Source organism: Cryobacterium sp. TMT2-18-2, from assembly GCF_004402245.1.
Taxonomy (GTDB): Bacteria; Actinomycetota; Actinomycetes; order Actinomycetales; family Microbacteriaceae; genus Cryobacterium; species Cryobacterium sandaracinum.
Map to the genome: position 1 here is coordinate 123,730 of NZ_SOFU01000013.1, position 25,048 is coordinate 148,777.

At 64.0% G+C, this 25,048-nt stretch carries 18 protein-coding genes, 3 tRNA genes and 1 pseudogene; 13 read left to right on the top strand and 9 right to left on the bottom strand.

Features of this window, described 5'->3' with window-relative positions; all coding sequences use genetic code 11:
- Nucleotides 1-44: 44 nt before the first annotated feature.
- Both E3O22_RS16610 and E3O22_RS04665 read right to left on the bottom strand, forming a co-directional pair.
- Complete coding sequence (locus tag E3O22_RS16610; protein ID WP_134397075.1) at nt 45-1,469, bottom strand: NlpC/P60 family protein; 1,425 nt, start codon at nt 1,467-1,469, stop codon at nt 45-47.
- Nucleotides 1,462-2,874: a M23 family metallopeptidase gene (locus E3O22_RS04665; RefSeq protein ID WP_134397076.1), complete on the bottom strand. Its 1,413-nt coding sequence runs from the start codon at nt 2,872-2,874 to the stop codon at nt 1,462-1,464. The genes E3O22_RS16610 and E3O22_RS04665 overlap by 8 nt, the downstream gene beginning before the upstream one ends.
- A 238-nt stretch (nt 2,875-3,112) precedes the next feature.
- Here E3O22_RS04665 and E3O22_RS04670 point away from each other — a divergent pair.
- The 4 genes from E3O22_RS04670 to E3O22_RS04685 all read left to right on the top strand — a co-directional run bounded on the left by E3O22_RS04670 (nt 3,113) and on the right by E3O22_RS04685 (nt 4,446).
- A tRNA-Glu gene (locus E3O22_RS04670) sits at nt 3,113-3,185 on the top strand.
- An 86-nt stretch (nt 3,186-3,271) separates the two neighbouring features.
- Nucleotides 3,272-3,345: transfer RNA gene (locus E3O22_RS04675), tRNA-Asp, on the top strand.
- A gap of 67 nt (nt 3,346-3,412) precedes the next feature.
- Nucleotides 3,413-3,485: transfer RNA gene (locus E3O22_RS04680), tRNA-Phe, on the top strand.
- A gap of 376 nt (nt 3,486-3,861) precedes the next feature.
- Nucleotides 3,862-4,446, top strand: a complete 585-nt coding sequence (locus E3O22_RS04685; RefSeq protein ID WP_134393985.1) for an acyltransferase — start codon at nt 3,862-3,864, stop codon at nt 4,444-4,446.
- A gap of 10 nt (nt 4,447-4,456) precedes the next feature.
- Here E3O22_RS04685 and E3O22_RS04690 read toward each other — a convergent pair.
- A pseudogene (locus E3O22_RS04690) lies at nt 4,457-5,262 on the bottom strand (neutral zinc metallopeptidase).
- Nucleotides 5,263-5,705: 443 nt separating this feature from the next.
- Here E3O22_RS04690 and E3O22_RS04695 point away from each other — a divergent pair.
- The 6 genes from E3O22_RS04695 (at nt 5,706) to E3O22_RS04720 (ending at nt 12,458) form a co-directional block, all read left to right on the top strand.
- Nucleotides 5,706-6,698, top strand: coding sequence for an IS110 family transposase (locus E3O22_RS04695; RefSeq protein ID WP_134393986.1), 993 nt, complete (start codon nt 5,706-5,708; stop codon nt 6,696-6,698).
- A 293-nt stretch (nt 6,699-6,991) separates the two neighbouring features.
- Nucleotides 6,992-8,530, top strand: a complete 1,539-nt coding sequence (locus tag E3O22_RS04700) for a sugar transferase (protein WP_241976517.1) — start codon at nt 6,992-6,994, stop codon at nt 8,528-8,530.
- Nucleotides 8,530-9,039, top strand: a complete 510-nt coding sequence (locus E3O22_RS04705) for an adenylyltransferase/cytidyltransferase family protein (RefSeq protein WP_134393987.1) — start codon at nt 8,530-8,532, stop codon at nt 9,037-9,039. The genes E3O22_RS04700 and E3O22_RS04705 overlap by 1 nt, the downstream gene beginning before the upstream one ends.
- A 7-nt stretch (nt 9,040-9,046) precedes the next feature.
- Nucleotides 9,047-10,174 (top strand): GDP-mannose 4,6-dehydratase, encoded by a 1,128-nt coding sequence (gmd, locus tag E3O22_RS04710; RefSeq protein ID WP_134393988.1) that lies wholly within the window; start codon nt 9,047-9,049, stop codon nt 10,172-10,174.
- The gene (locus E3O22_RS04715) at nt 10,171-11,148 is read left to right on the top strand and encodes a GDP-L-fucose synthase (protein WP_134393989.1); all 978 of its coding nucleotides are present in this window, start codon (nt 10,171-10,173) and stop codon (nt 11,146-11,148) included. Before gmd ends, E3O22_RS04715 begins: the two co-directional genes overlap by 4 nt.
- 8 nt (nt 11,149-11,156) lie before the next feature.
- Entirely contained in the window at nt 11,157-12,458 is a 1,302-nt protein-coding gene (locus E3O22_RS04720) for a glycosyltransferase (protein ID WP_166784556.1), read from the top strand.
- Between the two features lie 32 nt (nt 12,459-12,490).
- On the opposite strand, the gene E3O22_RS04725 is transcribed toward E3O22_RS04720, so the two are convergent.
- On the bottom strand, nt 12,491-13,993 hold the full coding sequence (locus E3O22_RS04725; RefSeq protein WP_134393991.1) for a glycerophosphodiester phosphodiesterase family protein: 1,503 nt from the start codon (nt 13,991-13,993) through the stop codon (nt 12,491-12,493).
- The gene (locus E3O22_RS04730) at nt 13,994-18,067 is read right to left on the bottom strand and encodes a LamG-like jellyroll fold domain-containing protein (protein WP_134393992.1); all 4,074 of its coding nucleotides are present in this window, start codon (nt 18,065-18,067) and stop codon (nt 13,994-13,996) included.
- 397 nt (nt 18,068-18,464) lie between these two features.
- Between E3O22_RS04730 and E3O22_RS04735 the strand changes: the two genes are divergently transcribed.
- On the top strand, nt 18,465-19,067 hold the full coding sequence (locus tag E3O22_RS04735) for a CDP-alcohol phosphatidyltransferase family protein (protein ID WP_233191494.1): 603 nt from the start codon (nt 18,465-18,467) through the stop codon (nt 19,065-19,067).
- On the opposite strand, the gene E3O22_RS04740 is transcribed toward E3O22_RS04735, so the two are convergent.
- On the bottom strand, nt 19,064-19,768 hold the full coding sequence (locus E3O22_RS04740) for a DapH/DapD/GlmU-related protein (RefSeq protein WP_104102499.1): 705 nt from the start codon (nt 19,766-19,768) through the stop codon (nt 19,064-19,066). The two genes, E3O22_RS04735 and E3O22_RS04740, sit on opposite strands and share 4 nt — an antisense overlap.
- Nucleotides 19,765-21,018, bottom strand: coding sequence for a lipopolysaccharide biosynthesis protein (locus tag E3O22_RS04745; protein ID WP_134393993.1), 1,254 nt, complete (start codon nt 21,016-21,018; stop codon nt 19,765-19,767). Before E3O22_RS04745 ends, E3O22_RS04740 begins: the two co-directional genes overlap by 4 nt.
- A gap of 170 nt (nt 21,019-21,188) precedes the next feature.
- On the opposite strand from E3O22_RS04745, the gene E3O22_RS04750 reads away from it, so the two are divergent.
- Entirely contained in the window at nt 21,189-21,791 is a 603-nt protein-coding gene (locus E3O22_RS04750) for a putative colanic acid biosynthesis acetyltransferase (RefSeq protein ID WP_233191495.1), read from the top strand.
- Nucleotides 21,792-22,898 carry a glycosyltransferase gene (locus E3O22_RS04755; RefSeq protein ID WP_134393994.1) on the top strand — a complete coding sequence of 369 codons (1,107 nt, stop codon included), beginning with the start codon at nt 21,792-21,794 and terminating at the stop codon, nt 22,896-22,898.
- Here the strand turns inward: E3O22_RS04755 and E3O22_RS04760 are convergent.
- Both E3O22_RS04760 and E3O22_RS04765 read right to left on the bottom strand, forming a co-directional pair.
- Nucleotides 22,837-24,351 (bottom strand): hypothetical protein, encoded by a 1,515-nt coding sequence (locus E3O22_RS04760; RefSeq protein ID WP_134393995.1) that lies wholly within the window; start codon nt 24,349-24,351, stop codon nt 22,837-22,839. The genes E3O22_RS04755 and E3O22_RS04760 overlap by 62 nt on opposite strands.
- On the bottom strand, nt 24,348-24,710 hold the full coding sequence (locus E3O22_RS04765; RefSeq protein WP_104102512.1) for a hypothetical protein: 363 nt from the start codon (nt 24,708-24,710) through the stop codon (nt 24,348-24,350). The genes E3O22_RS04760 and E3O22_RS04765 overlap by 4 nt, the downstream gene beginning before the upstream one ends.
- Nucleotides 24,711-25,048: the final 338 nt, after the last annotated feature.

Here is a 25,048-nt window from a genome sequence, read left to right on the forward strand (position 1 = left end):
CCGAGATGCCCACGCACCAGACAACCCGGTGATCGTTTCGCCGGTCAGCCGGGTCGGCCCACGTAGGGAGCCACGTCGCCGGCAGACCAGATGCCATGGATGCGCACGGGCGAGGACGGGTTCGGGGCCTCGAGGATCTTGCCGCCGCCCACGTAGATAGCCACATGGTAGTAGTCGCCGCCCCCACCCCAGAATACGAGGTCGCCGCGCTGAGCTTGACTGAAGGGAACCAGACGACCCTCGTTGGCCATGGTGCGGTACTGGTTCGTGGCCGAGTGCGAGCCAATGTAAATGCCCGCCGCCGCGTAGGCGGCCTTGGTCAGCCCCGAGCAGTCCCAGACGTTCGGCCCGGAGCCGCCGAGCACGTAGCGGTCGCCGAGCTGCTGGGTGGCGAATGACAGCGCCGTGTCGACCGCTCCGGCTATCGGGGCCGGGGCCGCGGGGGCCGGAGCCGCAGGGGCCGCGGGGGCCGGAGCCGCAGGAGCTGCCGGGGCAGCTGGGGCCGGAGCCGCAGGGGCTGCCGGGGCTGCCGGCTGGGCCGCCTGGGCCGGGGTGACCGGCCGTGACGCGGGCTGCTGTGCTGCGGGCTGGGGCGCGGGCTGCCGGGGCGTGCTCTTGCCGCCCGCGGCCTTCTGGGCGTCGGCTGCGGTCTTTTGGGCGGCCGCCGCCTGCGACCGGGCGAGGGCCTCCGTCGCCGCCTCGGCATCCTGACCGGCTCGGTAGGCGCGTTCGGCCTCGGCCGTGGTGTCCTTCAACAGGGCCAGCTGCGCGAACAGCTCGGTGGAGCGCCGTTGCTCGGTCTCGTAGGCCGTCGCGGCGGCCTGCGCGGCCACATTCGCCGCCTCGTACCTGGCCAGCGATTCCGCGCTGAGCCGGGTGCGTTCCTCGGCAGCGGATGCCGCCTGCTCCCCGAGCGACTCGGAGGTGTTCTTATCCTGCAGCGCTTCGCGGTAGATCGTGTCCGACTGCTCACTCAGCTTGCTCGCGGTGCCGAGCCGCCCAAGCAACTCATCGGAGTTGTCGCCGTTGAGAAACAGGCTCAGCGACAGATCCTGGGAGCCGGTCTTCGCCAGGTGGGCTGCGATCAGGCCAGCCCGCAGCTTCGAGGTCGCGGCACGGGCCTCCGCCGTCTGGGCCTGCTTCGCCAGGCTCGCTTCACGGGCCGTGGCCGCTTCGAGGTCGTCCAGCGCGACCCGGTAGGCCTCCGCCGCGATCAGCGAGGCTTTGGTGGCCGCCGTCGCCGAAACCTGCAGGCCCTGGAGAAGCTCGGTGATCGATTCGATCTCGGCCTGCTTGGTTGCTTCGCTGAGCTTGGCCTTCGCCACCTCGTCCCAGCTGGGGTAGCCGGGCTCGGCGAACGCCGCCGGCGCCGCGACGCCCACGGATGCCGAGACCGCTCCTAGGGCGACCGCCGCGAACAGACGGGAGGGCTTCTTGCGCCACCCCCGTCGGTCGGTGTCCCTAGCCAAGGGACGCGCCCCGGTCCGACATGAACGGAACCGGGTTGATCTGGCTGCCGTTGGTGCGCACCTCGAAGTGGAGGTGGCAGCCGCTGGCCGCACCGGTCTCCCCAACGCTGGCAATGTTCTCCCCCGCGGAGACGCTCTCGCCGTTGGAGACGAAGATGCCGCCCGAGCGAATATGGGCATACCCGGTGGAGATGCCGTTCGCGTGCTGGATCAAAATGAAGTTGCCGTAGGTTCCGTAGAGACCGGCGTAGACGACGGTGCCGCTGCTGGCCGCGTAGATTCCCGAACCGCAGCCGGCGCCGAGGTCCGTGCCGCTGTGGAAGCCCTTGCTGCAGCCGTCGTTGCCGCAGATCTGCGCACGCGGGCCGTAGCCGTCCGTGATTCGCCCGCCGGAGGGGACCGCCCAGCCACCGCCGCCGACGGAGCCGCCGGAGCCGCCGGAGCTGCTGGACGAGCCTCCCCCGTTGCTCGGCCTCGCGGCCGCTGCAGCCGCGGCCGCTGCGGCCGCCCGCGCGCTGGCCGCAGCGCGCTCGACGCGCACCCGTTCCGCTTCGATGGCGGCCAGTCGCGCCCGCTCGACCACGCCGGCCTCGTAGCCGGCCGACGTGGTTGCCTGCGCATCCTGCATGAACGCCAGCTGGGCGTCGAGTTCGACTCTCTTCGCCTCCGATTCGGCCAGGGCTTTGGCGGCCGCCTGCGCGGCGGCCTGCGCGGCGACGAGCGCTTCCTCCGCCGCGATGCGGAGCTTCTCGCGCTCTGCTTGGGCGACCTTGGCCTGGTCACCCAGAGACTCGGCCACGTTGGTGGCGGTCTGCGCCTGCTCGTAGACGCTGCTGCTGCGTTCGACGAGCTTACTCATGCTGCCGAGCTTGGACAGGAGCGCATCGGCGTCTTCGCCGCGCCCCTCGCCGTCGAGAAAGAGGTTCACGCTCAGGTCGGTGCCGCCGGTGCGGTAGAGCTGGGCGGCAAGTTGGCCGGCCTGGCGAGTCGCGGTCGCCGCCACCGCGGAGCTTGCAGCGGACTGCGCCTCGAGGTCGGCGGCGCGCCGGCTGGCCTCGTCGAACTTCTCTTGCGCCGCCTGCAGTTCCGCTCCGCGGGCCTCGGACTCGGCTTGGGTCTGCGCCACCTGGGTCTGCAGGTCGGCGATCAGGCCCTGGATCTGGCTGACCTGCGCCGAGGCGGCGGCCGTGTTGGACTTGGCGTTCTGCACGTCCTGCCACGTTGGATAGTCGATGGCCTGGGCCGGGCTGGCCGGACCGATGAGGGAGATAAAGAGGGAGAGGGCAGCGACGAAACCGGTCGCCAGGCTGACACGGTAGCGGCGACTGCGCCTGCTGCCCGCGGATCCGTCACCCCCCTTTCCCGCTCGTGCTTCCCGGCTGAAGAGAACTGCCGTGCGCTTCATTACTCCCCGATCGGGCTCGTTACACACATCTGCTACTGCTTGAGAACGGCTCAGAGTAACAACTACAGGGCAAAATCACCCCCCTTGAATCTAGCGGCCCGTCAAGCGAAACCGGGGAAATTCACGGGCTCAATGCCTGCGACACCCCCGGGAGGAACACTTTTTGCTCTCGATTTGAGATTCCCGGGCGGTAGACCGTATGCTTATGCGTCGGAAGCCATGAGGTCTATGGCGTCTCGGCCCCATCGTTTAGCGGCCTAGGACGGCGCCCTTTCACGGCGTTAACACGGGTTCGAATCCCGTTGGGGCTACGCATCCTGCCGGTCTGGGATGTGCAAGAATAAGAAAGTACGAAAACAGCTAGACAAAGTTCCACTCTCGTTAGTTCTTCTTACGAGGCCCTGTAGCGCAGTTGGTTAGCGCGCCGCCCTGTCACGGCGGAGGTCGCCGGTTCAAGTCCGGTCAGGGTCGCACAGGCAACAAGCCCTTTCGGAAGAGAGGGTTTTTTTCCTTGGAGCGGCTTTTCGAAGCCACTTCTGGCCCTGTAGCTCAGTTGGTAGAGCGTTCGACTGAAAATCGAAAGGTCACCGGATCGACGCCGGTCGGGGCCACTGAAGGTCACTCCCAGGCTTCTACTGGGGTGGCCTTCTTTTTTTGCCTCGCAGCCCGGTCCGTAGGCCGATCGGGGAAGACTCCGGCTCGCAGCGCGTTCATTTCCCGAACCAGGCTGTCCCCCGAAGAGGTCCTAGTAGCTCGCGTCCGAACGGGGGTACATTCCGTGCTGTGACACGCTGAGAAAACGTCAGATTGTTCGCAGATGTCGTGCGAGGATTCCCGGCAGCGGCGCACGCGGCACCCACCGCGGCAGCACTTCTCCGACCTGTAATCCGAACTGCAGGGAATCACCGTGAATACGCTTCTGCTTCGTCGATTCCTCCGCCCCCTCGCGGAGCACCCGACCCTTTTCCTGCCGCCCGAGGGGCCGTGATGGGAGTCGCGGCGTCGGCCGAGATCGATCCGAGCGCCGTCATCGGCCCCGGTTGCACGATCCACCCGCTGGTGCAGGTGCGCGAATACGCGCGGTTGGGCCCCGAGTGCGTTCTCGCCCGCGGCGCCTATATCGGACCCGGCGTCGTGGTTGGGCGGCACTGTACGATCCAGGACTACGCCGTCATCTACGAGCCGACCCTCCTGGAAAACGGGGTCTTCGTGGGCGCCGCGGCGGTCTTCACCAATGACACGCATCCTCGAGCCGTGACTCCCGACGGGACGATCCGCGTCATCGACGACCGCGATCTCGTGGGGGTGACCGTGCGTGCCGGCGCTTCGATCGGCGCCCGCGCGGTTTGCATCGCCCCGCTGACGATCGGACGATGGGCCATGGTGGCAGCCGGCGCGGTCGTTACCGAGGATGTCCCGGACTACGCCCTCGTGGTCGGAGTGCCTGCCCGGCGCACCGGCTGGGTCGGGCGCAGCGGCCTGCCCCTGCGGGCCGAGGGCGACGGCCGGTTCGTGTGTCCGGTCACCGGCGAGGAGTACACCGAACTCGACGGCATACTCAGGCGAAACTGACCAGCCCGCTCTACAGCACCGCGTCGGCCGGAGCGAACGTGTCGCAGCTACCGGCGCCTTCGTCGAAGCCGGTCTGGAACCACCGCTGGCGCTGTTCGCTGGAGCCGTGGGTCATGCCTCCGGGTTGACCTGGCCTTGCATGGACTCCTGGATGCGGTCGACGCCGATCGCGGATGCCGCACTGAGCGCATCGTGAATCTGTGCCGGGGTGATGGGCTTCAGGAAGGGCACTCCGCCGGTGTCGCGGGTGTCGGAGGCGGACCCGGCCCAGGCGCTGGCGAAACAATCGGCCTGAAGTTCGACGCGCACCGCGCTGGAGCCGGCCCCGGTCTGTCCATCCTGGGAGGCCGCGAGGGTTCCTTCGAGATTCTGGATGTGGTGGCCCCATTCGTGCGCCACGACGTACATTTCGGCGAGCGGGCCGCCCGACGAGCCGAAGCGGGTGCGCCGGTCGCCGAAGAACGCGGTGTCGATGTAGATGGTCGCATCCGGCGGGCAGTAGAACGGCCCGGTGGCGCTGGTGGCACCGCCGCACCCGGTTCCGACACTGTCGGTGAACAGCGCAACCGGCGGTTGCTGGTATTCGGCTCCGCGGGCGGGCAGTTCCTCAGCCCAGAATACGTCGAGGGACGCCGCGGCGCCCTTGATCCGGCACTCGACGTCTTCGTTCGCCTGGGCGCCGGTCGTGCACTCAGCCAGGTTCGACACGCTGTCGCTGTCGACGGGCTGCGTGCCGCCGCCGGCCAGGCCGCTCAGGTCGACACCCAGGAGCTGTGAGAGCAGAAAGAGGGCGATCGCACCCACGCCGCCGCCCACTGCGATGCCCGTGGTGCGGCCCCTTTGCTGACCCGGCCGCCGCCGATGTTCGCGTTGTCGTTGAATGTCATGAGAAAAAGCTACCCGTCGAAGTGGTCCGCTGCCGCGATGATGGCGTCCGGGTTATGAAGCTCGCTAATGCAACAGCAGGTGCCTTGTGCACGATGTGCCCGCCCGCCAAAATTAGTGAGCTCCGCCCGCCCCGTTACTTTCTTCGTAGCCCTTGATCGCGTAGTTATGTGAGGGTGTTGGCCTGTCAGGCCCGGCATGGTTCTTGCCCCCAGTCGCCCATGATCCGGGGGGTGTTGTCACCGGGCCTGACTGGCATCAGGTGATCGCTGATAGGGGCTGGACCGGGACTCGTCTCAGGCCGTTCGTAACGTGGATGCCGAGACTTGATGCCGCGGTTCAGGCCGGCTTGTGGAACCTGAGACGGAGGATTCATGATCGAGAACTACGACAGCGTTGACGTCTTCATCGGCGTGGACGTCGGTAAGGGAGAACACCACGCGGTCGCCCTCGACCGGGCCGGCAAGCAACTCTTCGACAAGGCACTGCCCAATGACGAAGCGAAGCTCCGCGAGCTGATCGGGCAGCTGAAACGACACGGCCAGGTCTTGTTCGTCGTCGATCAGCCCGCGACCATCGGCGCCCTGCCGATCGCCGTCGCCCAGGCCGAAGACGTGCTCGTGGGCTACCTGCCGGGGCTGGCAATGAGGCGCATCGCGGACCTGCACGCGGGCGAAGCCAAGACCGACGCCCGCGGTGCCGCGATCATCGCCCAAGCCGCGAGGAGCCTCCCGCATGCTTTGCGGTCACTGCAGCTGGCCGATGAGCAGGTCGCTGAGCTCTCCATGCTCTGCGGCTTCGACGATGACGTCGTCGGCCAGATCACGGCCACCAGCAACCGCATCCGAGGCCTGCTCACCCAGATCCACCCTGCGTTGGAGCGGGTCCTGGGCCCCAAGCTTGCCGAACAGCTCGCCGCCCTCCGCCGGCAACGGGACGAGATCGCCGTCGAAGTCGAGCGGCTTGTGGAGGCTCACTCTCTTCACCCCGTCCTGATCAGCATGCCCGGAGTCGGGATCAGGACCGCAGCCAGACTCCTCACCGAAGTCTCCGGCAAGGACTCCGCGACCGCCGGCCACCTCGCCGCCTACGCTGGCCTGGCCCCCGTGACTAGGCGCTCCGGCAGCTCCATCCGCGGTGAGCACCCGTCCAGACGCGGGAACAAGATCCTCAAACGGGCGCTGTTCCTCTCGGCTTTCGCCGCCCTCCGCGACCCGGTCTCACGGGCCTACTACGACCGCAAGATTGACCAAGGCAAGCGCCACAACCAAGCCCTGATAGCCCTCGCCCGACGACGCTGCGACGTCCTCTACGCCATGCTGCGCGACGGCACCCTCTATCAAACCGACCATCAACTCGCGGCTTGACAAGAACATAGGGGCACCCCCCCCATTCGGGGTCCGAGCCGACTTGGGCGTTCGGGGGTATGGTCACCTCGCAAGCAGTTGAAGATTCATCACTTGTTTGTTTGTTCGGGTTGTCTCGTTCCCTAGACAGGCTTCCCGGGCGAATCCCCTCCCGCTCTGTACACCCGAAATGCAGAGGATTCACGTGAAGACGTTCGCGACGTGTCGACCTATTCGTCGACCCATATTCACCGGCCCCACCCAGGCCGAGTACCGAGCGCTCCACCGCGTCTTGCTGGCGGGGTGAGCAGACGGTGACGCACCCACAACCGCGCCTGCCCCTCGCCGGGCGCCTCCCCATCACCCAGCCTAAGCTTGCCCTGGTTCCGGCACCGGCTCTCGAGAACCCGGTCAGCGTCGACGCGAAGTCGTCCGGCCTGGTCTGGGCCAGACAGTTTCGGACGAAACTTCTGATGAGCGACGTGGGCATCGTTATGACCGCCGTCGCGACGGCCCTGCTCGTGAGATTCGGCGGAGAGGGTGCCCAGGCATCCGTCGGCGGATATCAGGCAGACTACTGGCTCGTCGCGCTGCTCATCGCGCTCAGCTGGATCGCGACCCTGGGGGCATTCCACACCCGGAACTCGCGCGTCATCGGCATCGGCGCCACCGAGTACAAGCAGGTGATCAACGCGAGCGCGCTCACTTTCGGGCTGCTTGCCATCGGCTTCCTGGCGTTTCAGGTCGATGTCGCGCGCGGCTTCTTCGTGCTCGCACTCCCCGTCGGTATGTGCGGCCTGGTCCTGGAACGCTGGCTGTGGCGACGGTGGCTGCTGCGCCAAAGGGCCTTCGGCCATTACCTTGCCCGAGTCATCGTGGTTGGGAATCGCGCCGATGTCGAATATGTGGTCGGCCAGATCGAGAACGCCGGCGCCACCTACTACGTGGTGGGGGTCGCACTCGCAAATGGCTCGAAGTCCCCGGTTAAGGTCCGAAACCGGACCATCCCGGTGGTTTCCGACCTGGCCCATGTCGGGGCCGCAGCCACGAATTTCGCCATCGACACGGTGATCGTCGCAGGCGCTCCCAGCGGAGGGAGCGAGTATATCCGCACCCTGGGCTGGGAGCTGGAGGGGACATCCGCCGAGCTGGTACTGTCCAACCAGCTCACGGACGTCGCCGGTCCCCGCATCCATTTCCGGCCGGTCGAGGGGCTGCCCTTGATCCACGTGGAGATCCCCCAATTCGAGGGCGCAAAGCACGTACTCAAGCGCATCCTCGATATCGGCGTGTCCGGGATCTCACTTCTTATCTTCTGGCCGCTCCTGGTGGCCATCGCGATCGTAGTGAAGCTCGACTCGCCTGGGCCCATCCTCTTCCACCAGGAGCGGTGCGGGCGCAATGAGCGTACTTTCCAAATGGTCAAGTTCCGTTCCATGGTGCAGACGGCGGAAGACGACCTGGCCGGCCTGCTCGACCAGAACGAGGCCTCCGGGGTGCTGTTCAAGATTCAGAACGACCCACGGATCACCAAGTGCGGGCGACTCCTGCGCAAATATTCGCTCGACGAACTTCCCCAGCTGTGGAACATTTTCGTCGGTGAGATGAGCCTGGTCGGGCCGCGCCCGCCGCTGCCCGAGGAAGTCAAATCCTATGACACTCACGTTCGGCGTCGCCTCTACATCAAGCCTGGCCTGACCGGCATGTGGCAGATCAACGGTCGGTCGAACCTGAGCTGGGAAGACAGCGTGCGCCTCGACCTGTATTACGTCGAGAACTGGTCGCTAACCGGCGACCTCTACATAATCTGGCGCACATTTCGCATGGTCATGCGGGCAGAAGGAGCGTACTGATGGCGAACGAAAGCGTCTCGATTAATGAAGGAAGCGCCTTAGCAAAAACGGTCGGCTACGCTGGCGGAGCTTTCGACCTCTTCCACATTGGCCATCTCAACATCCTCAAGCACGCGAGGAGCCAGTGCGATCATCTGATCGCCGGGGTAGCAACCAATGAGATGCTCCTCGTGACCAAGGGTTCGCTACCCGTGGTGCCGTTGGCTGAGAGGCTTGAGATCGTTCGTCATATCGACTTCGTCGATGAAGCGATAGCTGAAACGGACGAAGACAAGTTGGATACCTGGCGCATGCTTCGTTTCGACGTTTATTTCAAGGGCGACGATTGGAAGGGCACGGAGAAGGGTCGCCGACTTGAGCGCCGATTCGCCGAGGTGGGCGTAGAAATCATCTACTTTCCGTATACCGTTTCGACCTCGAGCACGGCCCTCCGCCTTGCACTGAAGGCCCTGTCCTCCAACGCGCCGAGCAACCAACCGGTTCATGACTTCAGCAACAGCGAGCGATAGGACGACCATGGTTCCGAAAAGGGCACTCATCACCGGGGTGACTGGCCAGGATGGTTCGTATCTGGCCGAGTTTCTCCTGTCCAAAGGCTACGAGGTTCACGGCCTCAAGCGCCGGTCGTCGCAGCTCAACACACAGCGAATCGACCACATCTATCAGGACCCGCACGAGCAAACCGCGCGTTTCTTCCTCCATTTCGGGGATCTTTCCGACTCATCAAACCTCACCCGGATTATCCAGGACGTGCAGCCGGACGAGATCTACAATTTGGGTGCACAGTCCCATGTGGCGGTGAGCTTCGAAATGCCCGAATATACCGCTGACATCGATGCTCTGGGCACCCTGCGCCTACTGGAGGCGGTGAGATTGCTGGGGATGACGGACAGGGTCCGGTTCTACCAAGCCTCGACATCTGAATTGTACGGACTGGTCAGGGAGACACCTCAGAGCGAGATCACGCCCTTCTATCCCCGTTCTCCGTACGCGGTCGCCAAGCTGTATGCCTATTGGATGACCGTGAATTACCGAGAGTCCTACGGGATGTACGCCTGCAACGGGATTCTTTTCAATCACGAATCCCCACGCCGCGGTGAGACGTTCGTGACGAGGAAAATCACCCGGGCCATCGCCAACATCGCGCAAGGTCTCGAGTCCTGCCTGTTCCTCGGAAACCTGAACTCTCTTCGTGACTGGGGCCACGCACGCGACTACGTTCGGCTGCAATGGATGATGCTCCAGCAGGGTTCACCGGAGGACTTCGTGATTGCCACGGGAGTCCAGTATTCTGTGCGCGAATTCGTCGAATGGTCGGCGAGCGAGCTCGGTATCACCCTGAGATTCGAGGGTGAGGGACTGAACGAGATCGGCATCGTCGACAGCGTCGTCGGCGACATCTCGCCTGCCGTTCACCCCGGTGACGTCATCGTGCGAGTCGATCCTCGTTACTTCAGGCCAGCCGAAGTCGACACCCTGCTCGGCGACTCGACACGCGCGCGGCTCAAGCTCGGCTGGCTGCCGGAGATCAGCGTGCGGGAGATGTGCGCGGAAATGGTCGCCTCCGACCTGATGATCGCGCAGAAGGCCGCCCTCCTGAAAAGTCTTGGTTTTCCCTCCCTCGTTTCCTTGGAAAGCTGGTGAACCGCAACACCGGCGCTGCTGTCTATGTCGCGGGGCACAACGGAATGGTGGGCTCGGCGATCGTGCGCCGACTCACGTCGTTGGGTTACGTCAACATCGTGACCGCCAGTCATTCGGAACTCGACCTTGTCGACCAGCGAGCCGTTCGGGCCTTCTTCGCGGGCAATCGCATCGATCAGGCCTATCTCGCTGCCGCGAGAGTCGGCGGGATTGAAGCCAACAACTCCTCGCCGGCGGATTTTATCTACGACAACCTCCTGATAGAGGCCAACATTATCAAGTCAGCACACGACTTCGGCGTTCCGAGGCTCCTCTTCCTCGGCTCGTCCTGCATCTATCCCAAGTTCGCCAACCAGCCGATGGCCGAAGATGCGCTCCTGACCGGCGCACTCGAAGCAACCAACGAACCGTATGCCATCGCCAAGATCGCCGGAATCAAACTGTGCGAGAGCTTCAATCGCCAGTACGGGCGGGACTACCGAAGCGTGATGCCCACAAATCTCTATGGTCCCGGGGACAACTATCACGCATCCTTCAGCCATGTCATCCCCGGTTTACTCAGGCGGTTCCACGACGCACGAGAAGGCGGGGAGGATAAGGTCGTCATCTGGGGCAGCGGCAGCCCGCGACGGGAATTCCTTCATGTAGACGATATGGCGGCGGCCAGCGTGCACATCATGGAACTGGACCGGGAGGTGTACCAGACCAGTACTACGCCGATGCTGTCGCACGTCAACGTCGGGACCGGCTCTGACTGCAGCATCAGCGACCTGGCATCGGCGATCGCGAAAGTCACCCGCTTCACCGGCCGTCTGACCTTCGACACCAGCAAGCCCGATGGCGCTCCTCGGAAGTTGATGGACGTCACTCGCATCCAGGCGCTCGGATGGAAGCCGACGATCGACCTCGAAGACGGCTTGGAAGACGCTTACGCCTGGTTTGTTTCCCATCAAGCAGATTTACGCGGGCGGTGAGCGGGCAGATGAAGGTCACCATCATTGGACTCAACTATTCCCCCGAGCCAACCGGCATCGCCGTCTACACCGCTGGGCTCTCGGAAGCACTGACCGCGACCGGTCACCCGGTCACGGTGATCACCGGCAATCCGCATTACCCGCAATGGCGGATCTACGACGGCTACGGCGGCCACAAGCGCGGAGACGGGCGCGAGCATGAGCACGAAAGAATTAGAGGCGTCAACGTCACCAGGGTCCCTCACGGTGTGCCGTCTAAACCGCGTCTGTGGAACCGCCTGGGCTTGGAACTCAGCTTCGGGATTCGGGCAGTATTCAGCAAGTGGGACAAGCCCGACGTAGCCGTGCTGGTTACACCTGCCTTATTCTCCGTGGGCGCGGCAATGCTGCGCGCGCGCCTGGTCCATACCAAAACCTGTATTTGGGTGCAGGACATTTATAGCCTCGGAGTGTCCGAAAGCGGAACAGGGGGCCACCTGGCCACTTGGCTGCTCCGTGGGATCGAGCGGTCCATCCTCCGCAGTGCAAATACAGTCGTCGTGATCCACGAGCGGTTCAAGCGCTATCTGGTTGAGGAGATGGCCATCGACGCCGACTCCGTCGAGGTCGTTCGCAATTGGTGCCACACCGGCTACCCGAACGGTGACCGTCGGGAAGAAGTGCGCACCACACGCGGCTGGAAATCGGATGATATCGTCGTTCTCCACGCGGGGAACATGGGTGCCAAACAGGCCCTCGAGAACGTTGTCCACGCTTCGAAGATCGCAGAGCAGCGGGGATCGAAAGTGAGATTCGTTCTCCTCGGCGACGGAAACAAGCGTCATCAACTCGAAGCCATGGGCGTAAACCGCCGTCTTGAATTCATCGATCCCCTACCCGAAGAAGCGTTCCAGGCGACCCTCTCAGCCGCGGACATCCTGCTCGTCAATGAGCGGCCTGGCTTGACGGAAATGTGCGTACCGAGCAAACTCACGACGTACTTCAACACCGGGTTACCTGTCATCGCGGCAACTGATGAATTCAGTGTCACCGCCGATGAGCTGGCGTTGGCCGGCGGCGGAATCAGAATCAACGCCGCGGTCCCCGGCGACCTTGTGGACGCAGCGGAGATGCTCGGTCGTGATGCAGAGTCTTCAGCCGCCTACGGAGCGGCCGGGCGGCGGTTCTCTGCCGGCTTCCTTTCCTCAGACGCTACAATCAGCCGGTTTCGGCGAATTCTCGAGCAGGGAGCATGTGACAGCGGTGTCGAGAGAGGTCGGTTGGCACGTCCGTTTCTGACCGGGGCGACGGATGCTGTCGAACCGAAATGAAGCGGAAATGGACAGCCCAGAACGAATGGTCATCAACTGACGAGGATTGACCTGAATTCGACCGGCGGTCCGTCCTGGTAGTTCTTGCACAGCCAGAAATAGCCTCCCCGGTAGCTCGCATCATCGATGTCCATCGACCAGCCCTCACCGTCAAGTCGCAAAATGCGAATACTGTTTGCGAGGACTTCGATCTGGAGACGCACCCATTCCGAAGCCCGGGGTGGGGCAGTCAGCACCGCTTTCAACCGCGTGCCCTCGGTCGTCCCCGCGACCCGGCTGAACAATTCAAGGGAGCCATTCGCCCGAAGAATCATGTGGTACCCGGGCACATCGCTAGCCGCCCTGACTCGGTAGGGCCGGTCGTCTGCGGCACCAAAGGCGATCCCGGCGTGCTGCTCCGCCCTCGGGAGCGACTCCGGCCAACGGAGCTCACACGTGATCCGATACGAGCCGGGACTCACCGGGCACATTGAGCCCATTAGGTAGCTCTGCACGTCCCGGTGGCCCAGTGCCACGGATGCGGCACCCGCATCGATCAGGGGCTGCACCTGGGTGCCCTCGTCAATGGTCCAGGGCAGGTCGCCGGCGGCCCGCAGCCCGGTTCCGAAGGAGTCACTTTGACTCCCCGCGGTCGTCCCGGTCACGTAGGGCAGATTGGAGCACATCATCCCGGCCACGCCCAGGTCGCTCATCCGGTCACGCATCGAGCGATAGTGCACCTCCCACGCAATAACCGGTTTTCCGAAGCCCACCAACATGGCCACCTGCGCATCCGTCGCCCGGTGTGAGACCCCGAGCAGATCGAAACGCGGTGCAAGTTCATCTGCACGCTCGAAAAGTTCCGGAGTGAAGTATCCCCAGGTTGTGTAACCGTGCTTGTCGGCCAGTGTGTATTGGGTTGCACCTGCCCATTGTTTCCAGACGAAATGGTCCGTGGAGTGCGAGTAGCTGTCCATGACCTTGAGCAGGGCTTCCGTGTTGGTGCCTTGCTTGTCTTCGAGAAAGATCACGTGCGTTGTGGCGAAGGCATCCAATACGTCCGCGAGCAACGGCAGCGGCTCCTTTTCAGCCGCTGGGCCGAGCCAGGCTCTCGCGTCGCTGCGAAGTTGCGACAGTTCCTCCCAGGTGACTTCCGCGATCGAGCGGTCGACACCCGTCATCCGCTTGGTCGTCAGATCGTGATGGCACACGAAGACGCCATCGGAGGTGGCGCTGACCGAGACTTCGATCGCTTCGGCCCCACTGGCGATCGAGCGGCTGTACGAATCGAAGCTGTGCTCAACCCAGTTGTCTCCGGAGCCACGGTGAGCTACATAGAACGGTGTCGTTCCGAGGAGATCTCCGATCGCATATCGTGCCGCAGCAGCCGGGGGAACGGAGACCGCGGGCGCGGGCGTTGGCACTGGTGCGGCTTGGCAAGCCGACAGCAGCAGCGTCGAGGCGCCGGCCAGGAGGAGCTGTCTGCGGTTCATCGACGGCAGGAACGGAGCACGGCTGGTGTCAGCCGTGCTCCGCCCCTCGGTACCGCTGGACATTCAGCCCGCTGTGTAGGTCAGGGTGAGCAGTGGGCGATAGGTGGCGCTGGTGCTGTTGGTCGACCACAGCCGGAGGTTGTCCAGGCCGGCACTGACCAGCGCGACGGACACCGTTGAACCAGTGAGAGCTCTCAGCTGCGCCGCATCGAGCGGGACCGAGTAAGCCGTGTTCGTCGCCGATGCGCCGGTGAGGCTCCCCAGGTCCGGTCCCAGACCGGTGGGTCGGTTGTTCCAGTTCACCGTGCCCTCCGTCCAATTCCCACTCAGCAGCTTGAACATCTGGGCGTCCACCGAGGCGGCGGTCGAGTCGGTCGAGGTTCGAACCCGCAGGGTCGCCCCGCTGAGCACAGTGCCCACCGGCGCCGCCGGGATTGCGAACTTCAGGTACGACTCGATCAGCGACGTGCCCGCCCCCCGGGACGACAACTGGCTATTGGACCCGAAGTTGGTCGTGGGAAGCACCTGGTACGTCGTCGAGTCTTCGCTGGCACCGGTCGTAAGGACCACCGGTCCCACAGGGGCGGCCTGAACCGTCGCCTCCACGGCACCAGAGGCAGCACTCACATTGCCGGCGGCATCACGCGCCACCACCTTGTAGAAGTAAACCCCCGCAGCCAGACCGGGATCCGAATACGACGCACCCGAGACATCCGCGATCTTGCTTGACGCATCAGCGACGAACTCGGCCGTAGTCCCTCGGTACACCGAGTAACCCGTCACCGTGACGTTGTCTGTCGACGCCGTCCAGGCCAACGAAACCGCACTCCCCGACACCGACGCCGTCAGACCAGTCGGAACGCTTGGTGCGACAGTGTCGGGGGTCGCCACCGTCGCGGGAACCGACGCGGAAGCCGGACTGGCGTTGCCTCTGGCGTCGTAGGCGATCACGACGTAATGATACGTACCGTCGGCGAGCCCCGGATCCGTATAGGACGAAGCTGTCACGTCGGCGATCTTGTTGGTGGCGTCAGCGACGAAGCCGGATGCAGACCCGCGGTGCACCGCGTAGCCAGTGACGCCGACATTGTCTGTTGACGGAATCCAGGCCAACGCGACGGAGCCGTTTGAGACGGTTGACGTCAGGCCGGAGGGAGCGCTCGGCGCCATGACGTCGGGAGCGGTGTTGGAGCCCAGCTCATAGTGAGCCGCGACGGCCGCCGCGCTCAGGGCCGACGGATAGACCGCCATTTCGTCGAGCGTGCCCGCAAAGTAGGGACTCGCGGGCTGCGAGGGCCAGCTGTTGAGGTTGCCACCACCGGCACGCCAGTAGCCGTCAAACGCCTGGTTGAAGTTGGTAGGGTTCGAGCCGACCTCTGTGCCATCCAGGTAGAGCTTCATCCCATCGGGTCCCTGCGTGCCCACTACGTGATGCCAGGCGTTGTTGTTGAATCCCGCCGGTGATTCGATGAGTTGGAAGCCCCCGACGTACACGCCGAAGATGATGCTCCCGGAATTGGTCATGTAGATCTGCTTGTCGTAATTCGAACCCTGCCCGGTTGCGACGTTCTCAAAGCCGACGATCTTCCCGCCGGATGTCGTGTCCGTCTTGAACCAAGCTTCCGTGGAGAACTGGGCAACCGATGAGCGTGCGGTCTTGGTCGCAATGCCGCCGTCCTGAGTTCCGCTGGTCTGCACGGCAGTCCCGACCTTGATCGCCTTCGGCTGCTGCAGCTGGACTGCAGCGCCGTAATCTCCTTCGCTCTGGGCGTCGGACGATGAGTCTTTCGCCGTGCTTCCAGAGGTTTCGTCGAGGCGCCAGTACACATCAGGCTCGTCCGTGTAGATCCTGGCTCCGTACGCGTCTGTCGGGGTCGGCGGAACGGCGAGGGTTCCCCCAGCGAGAGTGTAGTGCTGGGCGATCTGCGCGGCGCTCAGGGCGGATGCATAGACCGCGGTGTCGTCTATCTGGCCGCCGAAGAAAGCGCTAGACGGCTGGCTGGGCCAGCCATTCAGGTTGTCGCCACCGACATGCCAGTTACCGCTGTATTGCTGGCTGGTGCTGGTGGCGTTCTGGCCCACCCGGACGCCGTCCACGAACAACTTCATCCCGGACCCGCTCTGGGTCGCCACGATGTGGTGCCACTTATCATCATTGTACGACGAGGCCGTCTTGATCGTTTCGGTGCGACCGATGTAGACACCGAAGGTCAGGCGACCCTGGTTATCCATGTAGATGTGTTTATCGTAATTCCCGCTCAGGTTCGTGTTGCCAGTCCCGGTGCTCGGCCGACCATCCCCAAATCCGATGATCTTCCCCCCTTGGGTGGATGTCGTCTTGATCCAGGTTTCGATCGAGTAAGTGGTGGGTGCCGGTTTCTGCTGGTCGCTCCAGATGTAGCCATCAGTCCCATTGAACGTAGCGGAGGTGTTGGTGTCACCGACGATCGCGCCAGGCGCCCGGTAGGTGACGCCGTTCTTGTATAGGCCGTTCAGGCCGGTGACCGTCGCACCGGACTTGTCCTGTGCCCAGGGACCGGAAACCTCATCCAGACGCCAATACAGCCTGGCTCCGTCCTGGATCACCTGAGTGGGATAGTCAACCCCCTTGGTGACGGCGCGGGCTGCTACTGACGCCGACAGCGGACTGGTGTTGACCCCGTCATTCGCCGTCACCCGGTAGGTGTAATTCGTGCCCGCGGCGACATTCGTGTCAACGACGGTCACCTGGGGACGGGTCCACCACAGCGAGTTGGCTGGTCCGGTCCAGATTGGGGTCGCTCCGCCGTTCCGGTAGACGTTGTACGTCAAGGCACTGTCGTCAGGGTCGACCACGGTGCGGAAGCGAATCTGATTGGCACCCGAAGTGAGCGCCTCGGCTGCAACGACCGGGGTGGGCGGCGCACCGACGTCATCCGGACCGAAGCGTGTGAGTCCCTGTTGGACTACGCCGTTGATGACAGTGAACTCACCGCCGTACCAGAGGTACTTCTTTCCCGTTGTGGCGCCGGTGGCAATGGTGAGAGCACGCGGGCCGATTCCTTCGCCCGTACCGTCATTGGAAGTCGGGAACCATCCCAGCAAAGCCGCGTCCGAGGTGTTCTGTGCCATCAAAAACATCCGTCTCCCGTCAGGAAAGGCGTTGTTCGATGAGCAGTCGTGCGCGTGACTCGCGGAATACAGGGTGCCCTGGTATTCGAGCACCGCCTGCGTTGCGCCCAGGCAGTTGTCCCGCCAGGTCTGGTCGAGTGTGCTCCAATTGACGGCGAAGCGACCGTCGAAGACTCCGCCCCCCGTTCCTTCGTTGCCCCCGTAGAACGCCGTGCCGTCCGACCACAGGGTCTTGGTCACCGAGGTACGCGGGATGAAGCCGAGGGGGTAATTACGCACGTTTGCGCCGGTGGTCGCATCGACGACCGCGATGGAGTGGGAATCCTGGTCATTGACCGTGAAAAAGTCCCCACCGATGGCTACCCTGCTGCGGTCGGGAGAGACGGCCACGGCCCGCCCGACAGTGTCAGCCGCCGGGGCCCAGGGCAGAAGCGCGCCCGACGTCGCGTCCACCGCTGCAAAGCGCTTGCGCGCCTGGCCGCCGACGGTCTGGAACTCCCCAGCCAGGTACAGGGTGGACGAGGTGGCAGCCATGCCGCGGACGAGGGAAGACACCCCCGCCACCCGGAACGGCTTGACGGTGCAGGCGACCGGGTCGATCGCGGCTACCCGCGCGGCGTTCACCCCGCCGACGGAGGAGAAATTGCCCCCGATGTAGATGGTGTTGCCGTCGGGTGAGGCAACCACCGACCGCACGGTCGGCGTGGCCCCATTAAGGGTCATGGCGAACTGACAGCTGTCAGGGGCTCCTGTCTCCGCGTTGAAAATTGCAAGCGTTCCCTGGTTCCTCGGCACTCCCGCACCGCCGCTGGGCGGCCTGATCTGAGAAAATGTTCCGCCCGCCACGACTTTTCCGTGCACCGTTCCGACTCCGTAGACAACGCCGTTCGTCTGCCAGGTCGACAGGTTGTCCGCACTGAAGGCGACGCCGCCGGAGAGCGCCGACGCCGGTTGTGGCACGGGACTTGCTATGACGAGTCCGGCCACGACAGCCACGGTCGTGAAAATTGCGGCAAGCTTACGCATAGCTACCTATCCCTCGGGTGAACAGCCTCATCGCCGAAAAGCTCTGATGACCGCGAATGAACTATGGAATCCAGCCTCACGCGGCCTTGGAGCGCTTTGGGTAAGAAAGCATTGCTCACGTTTGGCGAAAAGTGGGATCGGCGGAAACGTACGCCCTGTGCGCCACACCCGCAATGCCCCGGAGGAGTGACGTCCGACGAGGGGCTAACATGTGCCGAGGACGGGGCACGCTGCCCACGCTCAATCAATCCGAGGATGGCCCGTGATGACACAGTTTCGTGAAGCTCACGCACAGCTTGCGAGTGCGCAGAAGGCACAGACCGGGGTGTCGCTGTACACGCGATACGTCAATCGACCGTTGGGGCGCGTGCTGGCCTCGGTGTGTTTTGGGCTCAGGATGACGCCCAATCAGGTGACCGGGCTGTCGGCCCTTGCGACCGGGGCGGGTCTTGTTCTCCTGGTCAGCGGAGAACCAAGCCCGATCCGAGCCGTCGGCGTTGCGGTCCTCCTCGTTCTCGGCTTTGCGCTGGATTCGGCAGACGGTCAGGTCGCGCGCCTGACCGGCCGCGGTTCCCCCGCTGGCGAGTGGCTCGACCACGTCGTGGACGCCGGCAAGATCGTCGCCGTCCACGCAGCGATCCTCATCACGGCGTACCGCTTCTGGTCCACGGAGCCGATCTGGTATCTCGTGCCCCTCGCATTCCAGGTCGTGTCCGTTGTCACCTTCGTGGGTGGCCTGCTGACTGAGCTGCTCCTGCGCCGTTCAGCCAACGCAACCTCCACGACCTCGGCCATCGGCGAGGGCGGGGCTCGTCGCCCCTCGAGAGCCAGGGCCATTGCTCTGCTGCCGGCCGACTACGGGATCCTCTCGCTCAGCTTCATCCTCACTGGCTGGCCCGGTGCTTTCGTGGTGGTCTACAGCCTTCTCTTGGCCGCCAACGCGCTGATCATGGCGTTACTGCTCGGCAAATGGTTCCGGGCACTGTCTGCCCGCGGCTAAAGCGCGTCTTCCACCGTTTCTCCCGTAGCCGGGATGAAGACCCGACTGGTTCCCGTGGTCGAACGCTCGAACCACTCACCGTCGATCGGCCCGCGGAGCGCGGCCGGAACACCCGCCCATAGTCCGGGCAACCCGCCCGATCTCGCACGGGCGAGCACCGATCCTCCCGCCAGGACCGACCGATCCGGCAAGATAGCGCCGCCGAAGAGCAGACAGCGCGCTCCGACGAAACTCCGGGCTCCAATTCGCACCGGATATGCCGCCTGAGCATTTCGTCGAACGTCGATGCTGTGCGTCACAATCTTGGTTTCGTGCCCGGCGACACTGGAGTACTCGCCGATCACTATGGAGCCGGAGCAATCGAACTGATGCCGGCTCGTAATTTTTGAATGAGGCCCCATTTCCAGTGCCGCGCCGTCCGGGTAGAGCCGCTTGTACACGGGGTGGGATGAAAAAACGTTCAAGCGGCCGATGGTTGCGTGATCACCGATTGACACCCGGCGCATGTTTTTGAGCAGGTTCCATCGGCCTATCCGGCTGTTCGCTCCCATCGAGACCTGTGTGACCCGAAGGACGAGACAGGATCGCGCCATTGCGGTCGGATGAATGTCGTGGCCGATCGAGCGAAGGAGCCGGTTCTTAGCCGTGCTCGCCGGCAGCGCCCAAGCCAGCGCCCTCATCGCGTCTTTGATCTGACTCAAGAGCCGCTCACCCCGATTTCCGGAACCATTGTCACGTCGAGCGCATCCTCGCTGCGCTGGGCGATTGCGCGGCGCATGCCCATGAGTTCAAGCAGAAGCCTGAGCGAAAGCCCAGCGAAGATACCACAGAGCGCCCCCTCTGCCCCCCAGGACACGGCTCCGATCGCGACGCAGGGTAGACCGACCAGAGTTCCGATGGCCGTCGCCCTGGTCACCACATCGAGTCTGCGCAATGCCGCCAGGCAGGCCTTGCTGACGACCGCCTCGATCAGGCTCACTCCGGTGATCAGCGCCATCAGTATCAAGGTGACAAAGGACGGTTTGATCTGGCCGCCGCCGAGCCAACGCACCAGTTCCGGGGCTACGGCCAGCATGAGACCGGCGAGCGCAACCGCGAACACCACGGCGGCGACCAGCCCCGTCCTGACTCGGCGGACGAGGTCCTGCCTTCGAGCTTTGGGCACCCAGCCCTGGAGGATCGTGACGAATGGGCCGAGTCCCACGATCACCTGGCGCTGCACCTTCTCGACAACGGCGTAAACCGGCTGCGCGCCCGGGGCGATCAACGACACAATGACAATCGGGGTCGAGGTATACAGCGAGGAAAGCACGGTCGAGGTGACACCCAGCCGCTGCGAAGAAAGCACCATCCCTATCCGCCTGCGCGGAAGCGACCGGAGTCGACGGAGTCTCCACGGTTGCAGGATCCATATGGTGGAGGCCACGAATGCCGTCACCATACCGATCAGCTGCCAGAGCACACCCACGAGAGCACTCGACCCGTGAGTCATGTAGAAAATGCCGATGCCGGTCCCGAGAACCCGCGGGACGGTTTCGAAAACCAAGAGTCGGTACGGTTGCATGAGACCGACGAACCACCAGTTCGCGGTCAGTCCCACGGTCGCCGTGGACAGGGCACCGACTCCGGCGAAGATGGCGTAGTCGCGACCGACACCCCAGGCCACCAAAAAAACAAGAAGGCCGACGGGCACAATGATCAGCAGCTTGCAGATAACCGACTCCGCATATGCGGTGAGTCGCATGTTCGCGTCTGCCCTCGCCACGGAGGCCGGCCCGGAGAGACCCCAGCCGTAAGCCACGATCACCGCACCCACGCCGCCGATGGACTGGCCTGCCGCAATCATTCCCCACGCTGCCGCGCCGCTTGCCATGACCATTGAGGGGATGACCGCAAGCGAGACGACAGCCAGGAGCACCATCGAAATCGAGTATCCGACGATGGTGTTCATGCTGGCGCGAACGCGCCTCAGCCGTCTACCCCTCGGCGCACCTGCCTTCATCGGACCCTCATCTCGCCTGCCCACGCTCAGTTCGACGGGGTTGCATGCGAACAAGCTAGCAGCACATGGTTCAACGGGATATCTAGCCGCTGATCGGTTGTCTGCGTACACTGACCGTCATGTCAGTCAGCGACGCGAGACCACCGATGGCCCAACCGTCAGGTCTCCCTCGCCGGAACCTGGCCGGATTCTCCGGCGCAGGCTACGAACGGGGGCGGAATTCGCTCTGGCAGATCGCCTGGCTTCTCCTCTCCGGACTCGTTGTTGTCCGGTGGTGGTGCCCGCCCCGTCTCCGCGTGGCGCTCCTTCGGCTTTTCGGCGCCACGATCGGTGACAATGTTTTGATCCGCCATCGCGTGCGCATCCACTGGCCATGGAAACTGGTCGTCGGTGACAACTCGTGGATCGGTGAAGAGGTCTGGATTCTGAATCTCGAGCCGGTGATCATTGGCAGTGACGTGTGCATTTCCCAGGGTGTCATGCTGTGCACGGGCAGCCATGACCGCACCTCGCAGACATTCGAATTCGACAATGCGCCGATTATCGTGGAAGACGGCGCCTGGATCGCGGCCAGGGCAACAGTTCTCCGTGGAAGCCGGATCGGCCATGACAGCGTTATCGGCGCGACGGCTCTCGTCTCCGGGACCGTGCCCGCCCGGGCACTTCTGCGAGCTCCGCGCGCGGAACGACCAGCACTCTCACAGGACCGGGACCAGACCTGAATGCGTGTGCTCTCCATCGTGACGCTCGTCAGTCCCAACGGTGAGTATGGAGGTCCCGTTCGCGTCGCGTTGAACCAGGCCAAAGCCCTCCGTGAAGCAGGCCACGACGTAGTGGTAGCCGGCGGCGCCCGCGGATTCGGCGAAGCGGCCCCCCATGAATTCGACGGGGTGCCGCTCCGTCTGTTCCCCGCCCGAACGATCATCCCAGGTATCGGTTTCGCCGGCCTGTGCGCACCCGCCCTGCAGCACTGGCTCAAGCAGGCCGCGCGCTCGTTCGACGTTGTGCACATTCATGCCGCCCGTGACCTCGTCACGCTCCCTGCGGCGCGCTGGTTGCGCAAGGCCGGGATACCGTACGTGGTGCAGACTCACGGAATGATCGACCCTTCAGACAGTCCATTGGCGATTCCTCTGGACGCGTTCGTCACCCGACCGGCTCTGAGGGGGGCGAAGGTGGTGTTCTACCTCACCGACCAGGAACGGAATGATCTCAGTGCCGTTGCGGGCACGGCGCTCAATCTGAAGCATCTCGCCAATGGCGTACCGGCGCCGGGGAGCGCGAACGGTCCCGCTGAGGGCACGGAAGTTCTCTACCTAGCCCGACTCGCCCGCCGGAAACGCCCGCAGCTCTTCGTGAAAATGGCGCTCGCACTCGCTGATGAATTCCCGACGGTGTCGTTTACCCTGGTCGGTCCCGATGAGGGAGAGGGGCCAGCGGTACAGCGCCTCATCGACGCGGCCGGTCGTAAAGGCGTACTGTCCTGGGAGGGACCCCTGGCCCCGGGTGCAACCAACGAACGGTTGTCGCGGGCCGCCGTATACGTTCTGCCTTCCATCGATGAACCGTATCCGATGTCAGTTCTCGAAGCCATGTCACTCGGCGTGCCAGTGGTCATCACGGATAGCTGCGGACTCGCTCCGGCGGTCACTGAGATCGGATGCGGAATTGTGGTGGATGACTCTCTCGAGGCTCTCGTCGGCGCCGTTGCAACGGTTCTACGCGACGACGTTCTGACTCACAGCATGGGCCGCGCCGGCGCGCTGGCTAGCCGGAACCGGTTCGGGATGCAGGCGATCGCTGAAGCTCTGGCCACTTCGTACCGCTGAGCGAGTCGCTTCCGGGGGGCCTGCCCGGCTGTCGGACGAAAAGCAGACACGCCAACGCGACCGCCACCACTCCCGTCGCCTGCAGCAGCGAACCGCGCAAGAGAATTGTCATATAGACCGGAAAGATCGCGCCGACAATGGCCCAATAGCCCGCGGCATTGAACGCGGGGAGAAGTCGACTGTCCATGACACGCAGGGAGTAGCCCAGCAGGAGAAAACCCACGATGAGTACGCTGATACCTCCATTGACCAGTAATTCCGCCCAGAGTGGGGCAGAGAGGTTCTGAAAGCTGTAGCCGCGATATTGGGCAAGCAGAATTCCCGTGTCCACAGGCTTGTCCGACCAGACGCCTCGGGGCACCCAGAAGAGAACACTGCCGAGCGCCTGGCGCCCCGGTTCAATCAGCCCGTCAAGGCCGTACGAGAATGCATTGGCGACTTGCCAGAATGCGTCATAGTCAGGGTTCCCCTCGTACTCCCCGAAGAAACCGTTGCGCACCAAGTTGACTTCCGGGCGCCGGAAGGCATCCGCCAGAGGGAACAGAAAAATCAATCCGACGAGTGCTGCAGTCAGGGTCGCTCGAACACGCGCGACGGTGAGCAGGGCTCCCGCGAAAACGGCGAGGGCGAAGAGGACAGTGCCCAGGCTGTAGCGTGCACTGCTGACCGGATTCACGACGGTGAGAAGGAGTGCAATCCCGACAACGATCAGGCCGCGATAGGCCATCGACAGCGGCCCCGTCGTCCTCCGCCTCAGCTGCACGAGCGCACCGATGCCCACCAACAACGGATAGATAGCACCGGCGTACATGATCGAGCGCACCGCGGGGTCCGTCCACGCCGCTGAACGCGCGGCAAAGGCTTGATCCCTGCTACCGAAAAGCGATCCCGCACCGACCCTGGAGATGAAATACAAGCTGAGTACGATGCCCGCGCCGACGAGCACCAGGGTCGGCCAGGTTCGCACCTGGGTCACCACCCGAACGGGGGCACTCCCCCGTTCTCGAATCCCGGTCGTCAGCTTGCTGCGCTCATGCCCGTAGGCACCCAATCGCCCGATTTCATAGCAGGCGACGCCGAGACAGACCAAGGCGGCCGTAGGGAGCTCGAGCGACTCGTCGATACCTTGCGTCGTCCGCGAGATGAGACCACTTCGGATCTGGACGGTTGGAGCAATCCCCATGAAGACGTAGACGAACATCCAGAAGAAGAAGTCGAACAGCATCGGACGGCCGACAACGATGATGAGGGCGAGTCGCAGACCCGCCCACACGACGAGGATCAGAGTCAGAATCCACGCCTGTCCTCTGCCGACGTCTGGCACCTGTACCAGGAGAGCCAGCGGTACGACAGCGGCAAGGATTGCACCGAGAACGGTGACCCCGAGGACGGTGCGAAAAGTCGTTGCCGACCCCGACGTCCCGACGGTTGCGCCGGGTCCAGGTTCCGTCACGAAAGCGCAGTTTTCACACGGACTGCAATTGCGGCATGACCTGCTTCGTTCACACTGACACCGTCACTTGCGACCATCGATGGATCGAGAACATTCGGTTCGAGCAGACTAACGTACGTGGCGCCGACGCGCGCCGCGGCGGCGCGAACCTCACTGTCCAATTCGGCCGCCCGACTATCGTCCATACCGTTGAGCGCCGCCGGGCCGACTACGACCAGAGTAGCATCGGGCACTCCGACGCGCAGGGCGGCAAGTGCGGCATTGATGGTTGCCACTGCTTCAGGCAGATCCACATTCGTGCCGGCCCGCTCCGCCGCCACCACGACGACGGAGGGATTCAGGCCGACGGTCTTGGCCACCAAGTCCTGGTAGCTCGGACACGGCGAGGGCCCACAGGTTCCGGGTGTGACTCCAAACGCGATGACACCTTCTTTTGTCGCGAGATTGACCTCTTGCCAGCCCTTGTCTGCAGCGAGCCCAGTCGACCAACGGGTGGCCTGGCCGCTGACTCCGGCACCCGAGGTCGATGCCCCACCGAGGAACACGGCCGTAGGAGCACGTGGAACGGCGGTGATGGTGGGGTATGGGTCTTTCGGCGCTCCTGCGTCTTCCGTGCCGACCGGTTGCAGCGCGAGGAGTGCAAGCCCGATGGCACCCACGAAAAGCACGGCGACGACGAGAAATTTCCACCACCGAG

Coding starts and splice junctions, on each gene's coding strand:
- E3O22_RS04665 (WP_134397076.1), bottom strand. CDS start 2,874: ATGAAGCGCACGGCAGTTCTCTTCAGCCGGGAAGCACGAGCGGGAAAG.
- E3O22_RS04685 (WP_134393985.1), top strand. CDS start 3,862: ATGGGAGTCGCGGCGTCGGCCGAGATCGATCCGAGCGCCGTCATCGGC.
- E3O22_RS04695 (WP_134393986.1), top strand. CDS start 5,706: ATGATCGAGAACTACGACAGCGTTGACGTCTTCATCGGCGTGGACGTC.
- E3O22_RS04705 (WP_134393987.1), top strand. CDS start 8,530: ATGGCGAACGAAAGCGTCTCGATTAATGAAGGAAGCGCCTTAGCAAAA.
- gmd (WP_134393988.1), top strand. CDS start 9,047: ATGGTTCCGAAAAGGGCACTCATCACCGGGGTGACTGGCCAGGATGGT.
- E3O22_RS04720 (WP_166784556.1), top strand. CDS start 11,157: ATGAAGGTCACCATCATTGGACTCAACTATTCCCCCGAGCCAACCGGC.
- E3O22_RS04725 (WP_134393991.1), bottom strand. CDS start 13,993: ATGTCCAGCGGTACCGAGGGGCGGAGCACGGCTGACACCAGCCGTGCT.
- E3O22_RS04730 (WP_134393992.1), bottom strand. CDS start 18,067: ATGCGTAAGCTTGCCGCAATTTTCACGACCGTGGCTGTCGTGGCCGGA.
- E3O22_RS04735 (WP_233191494.1), top strand. CDS start 18,465: ATGACGCCCAATCAGGTGACCGGGCTGTCGGCCCTTGCGACCGGGGCG.
- E3O22_RS04745 (WP_134393993.1), bottom strand. CDS start 21,018: ATGAACACCATCGTCGGATACTCGATTTCGATGGTGCTCCTGGCTGTC.
- E3O22_RS04750 (WP_233191495.1), top strand. CDS start 21,189: ATGTCAGTCAGCGACGCGAGACCACCGATGGCCCAACCGTCAGGTCTC.
- E3O22_RS04755 (WP_134393994.1), top strand. CDS start 21,792: ATGCGTGTGCTCTCCATCGTGACGCTCGTCAGTCCCAACGGTGAGTAT.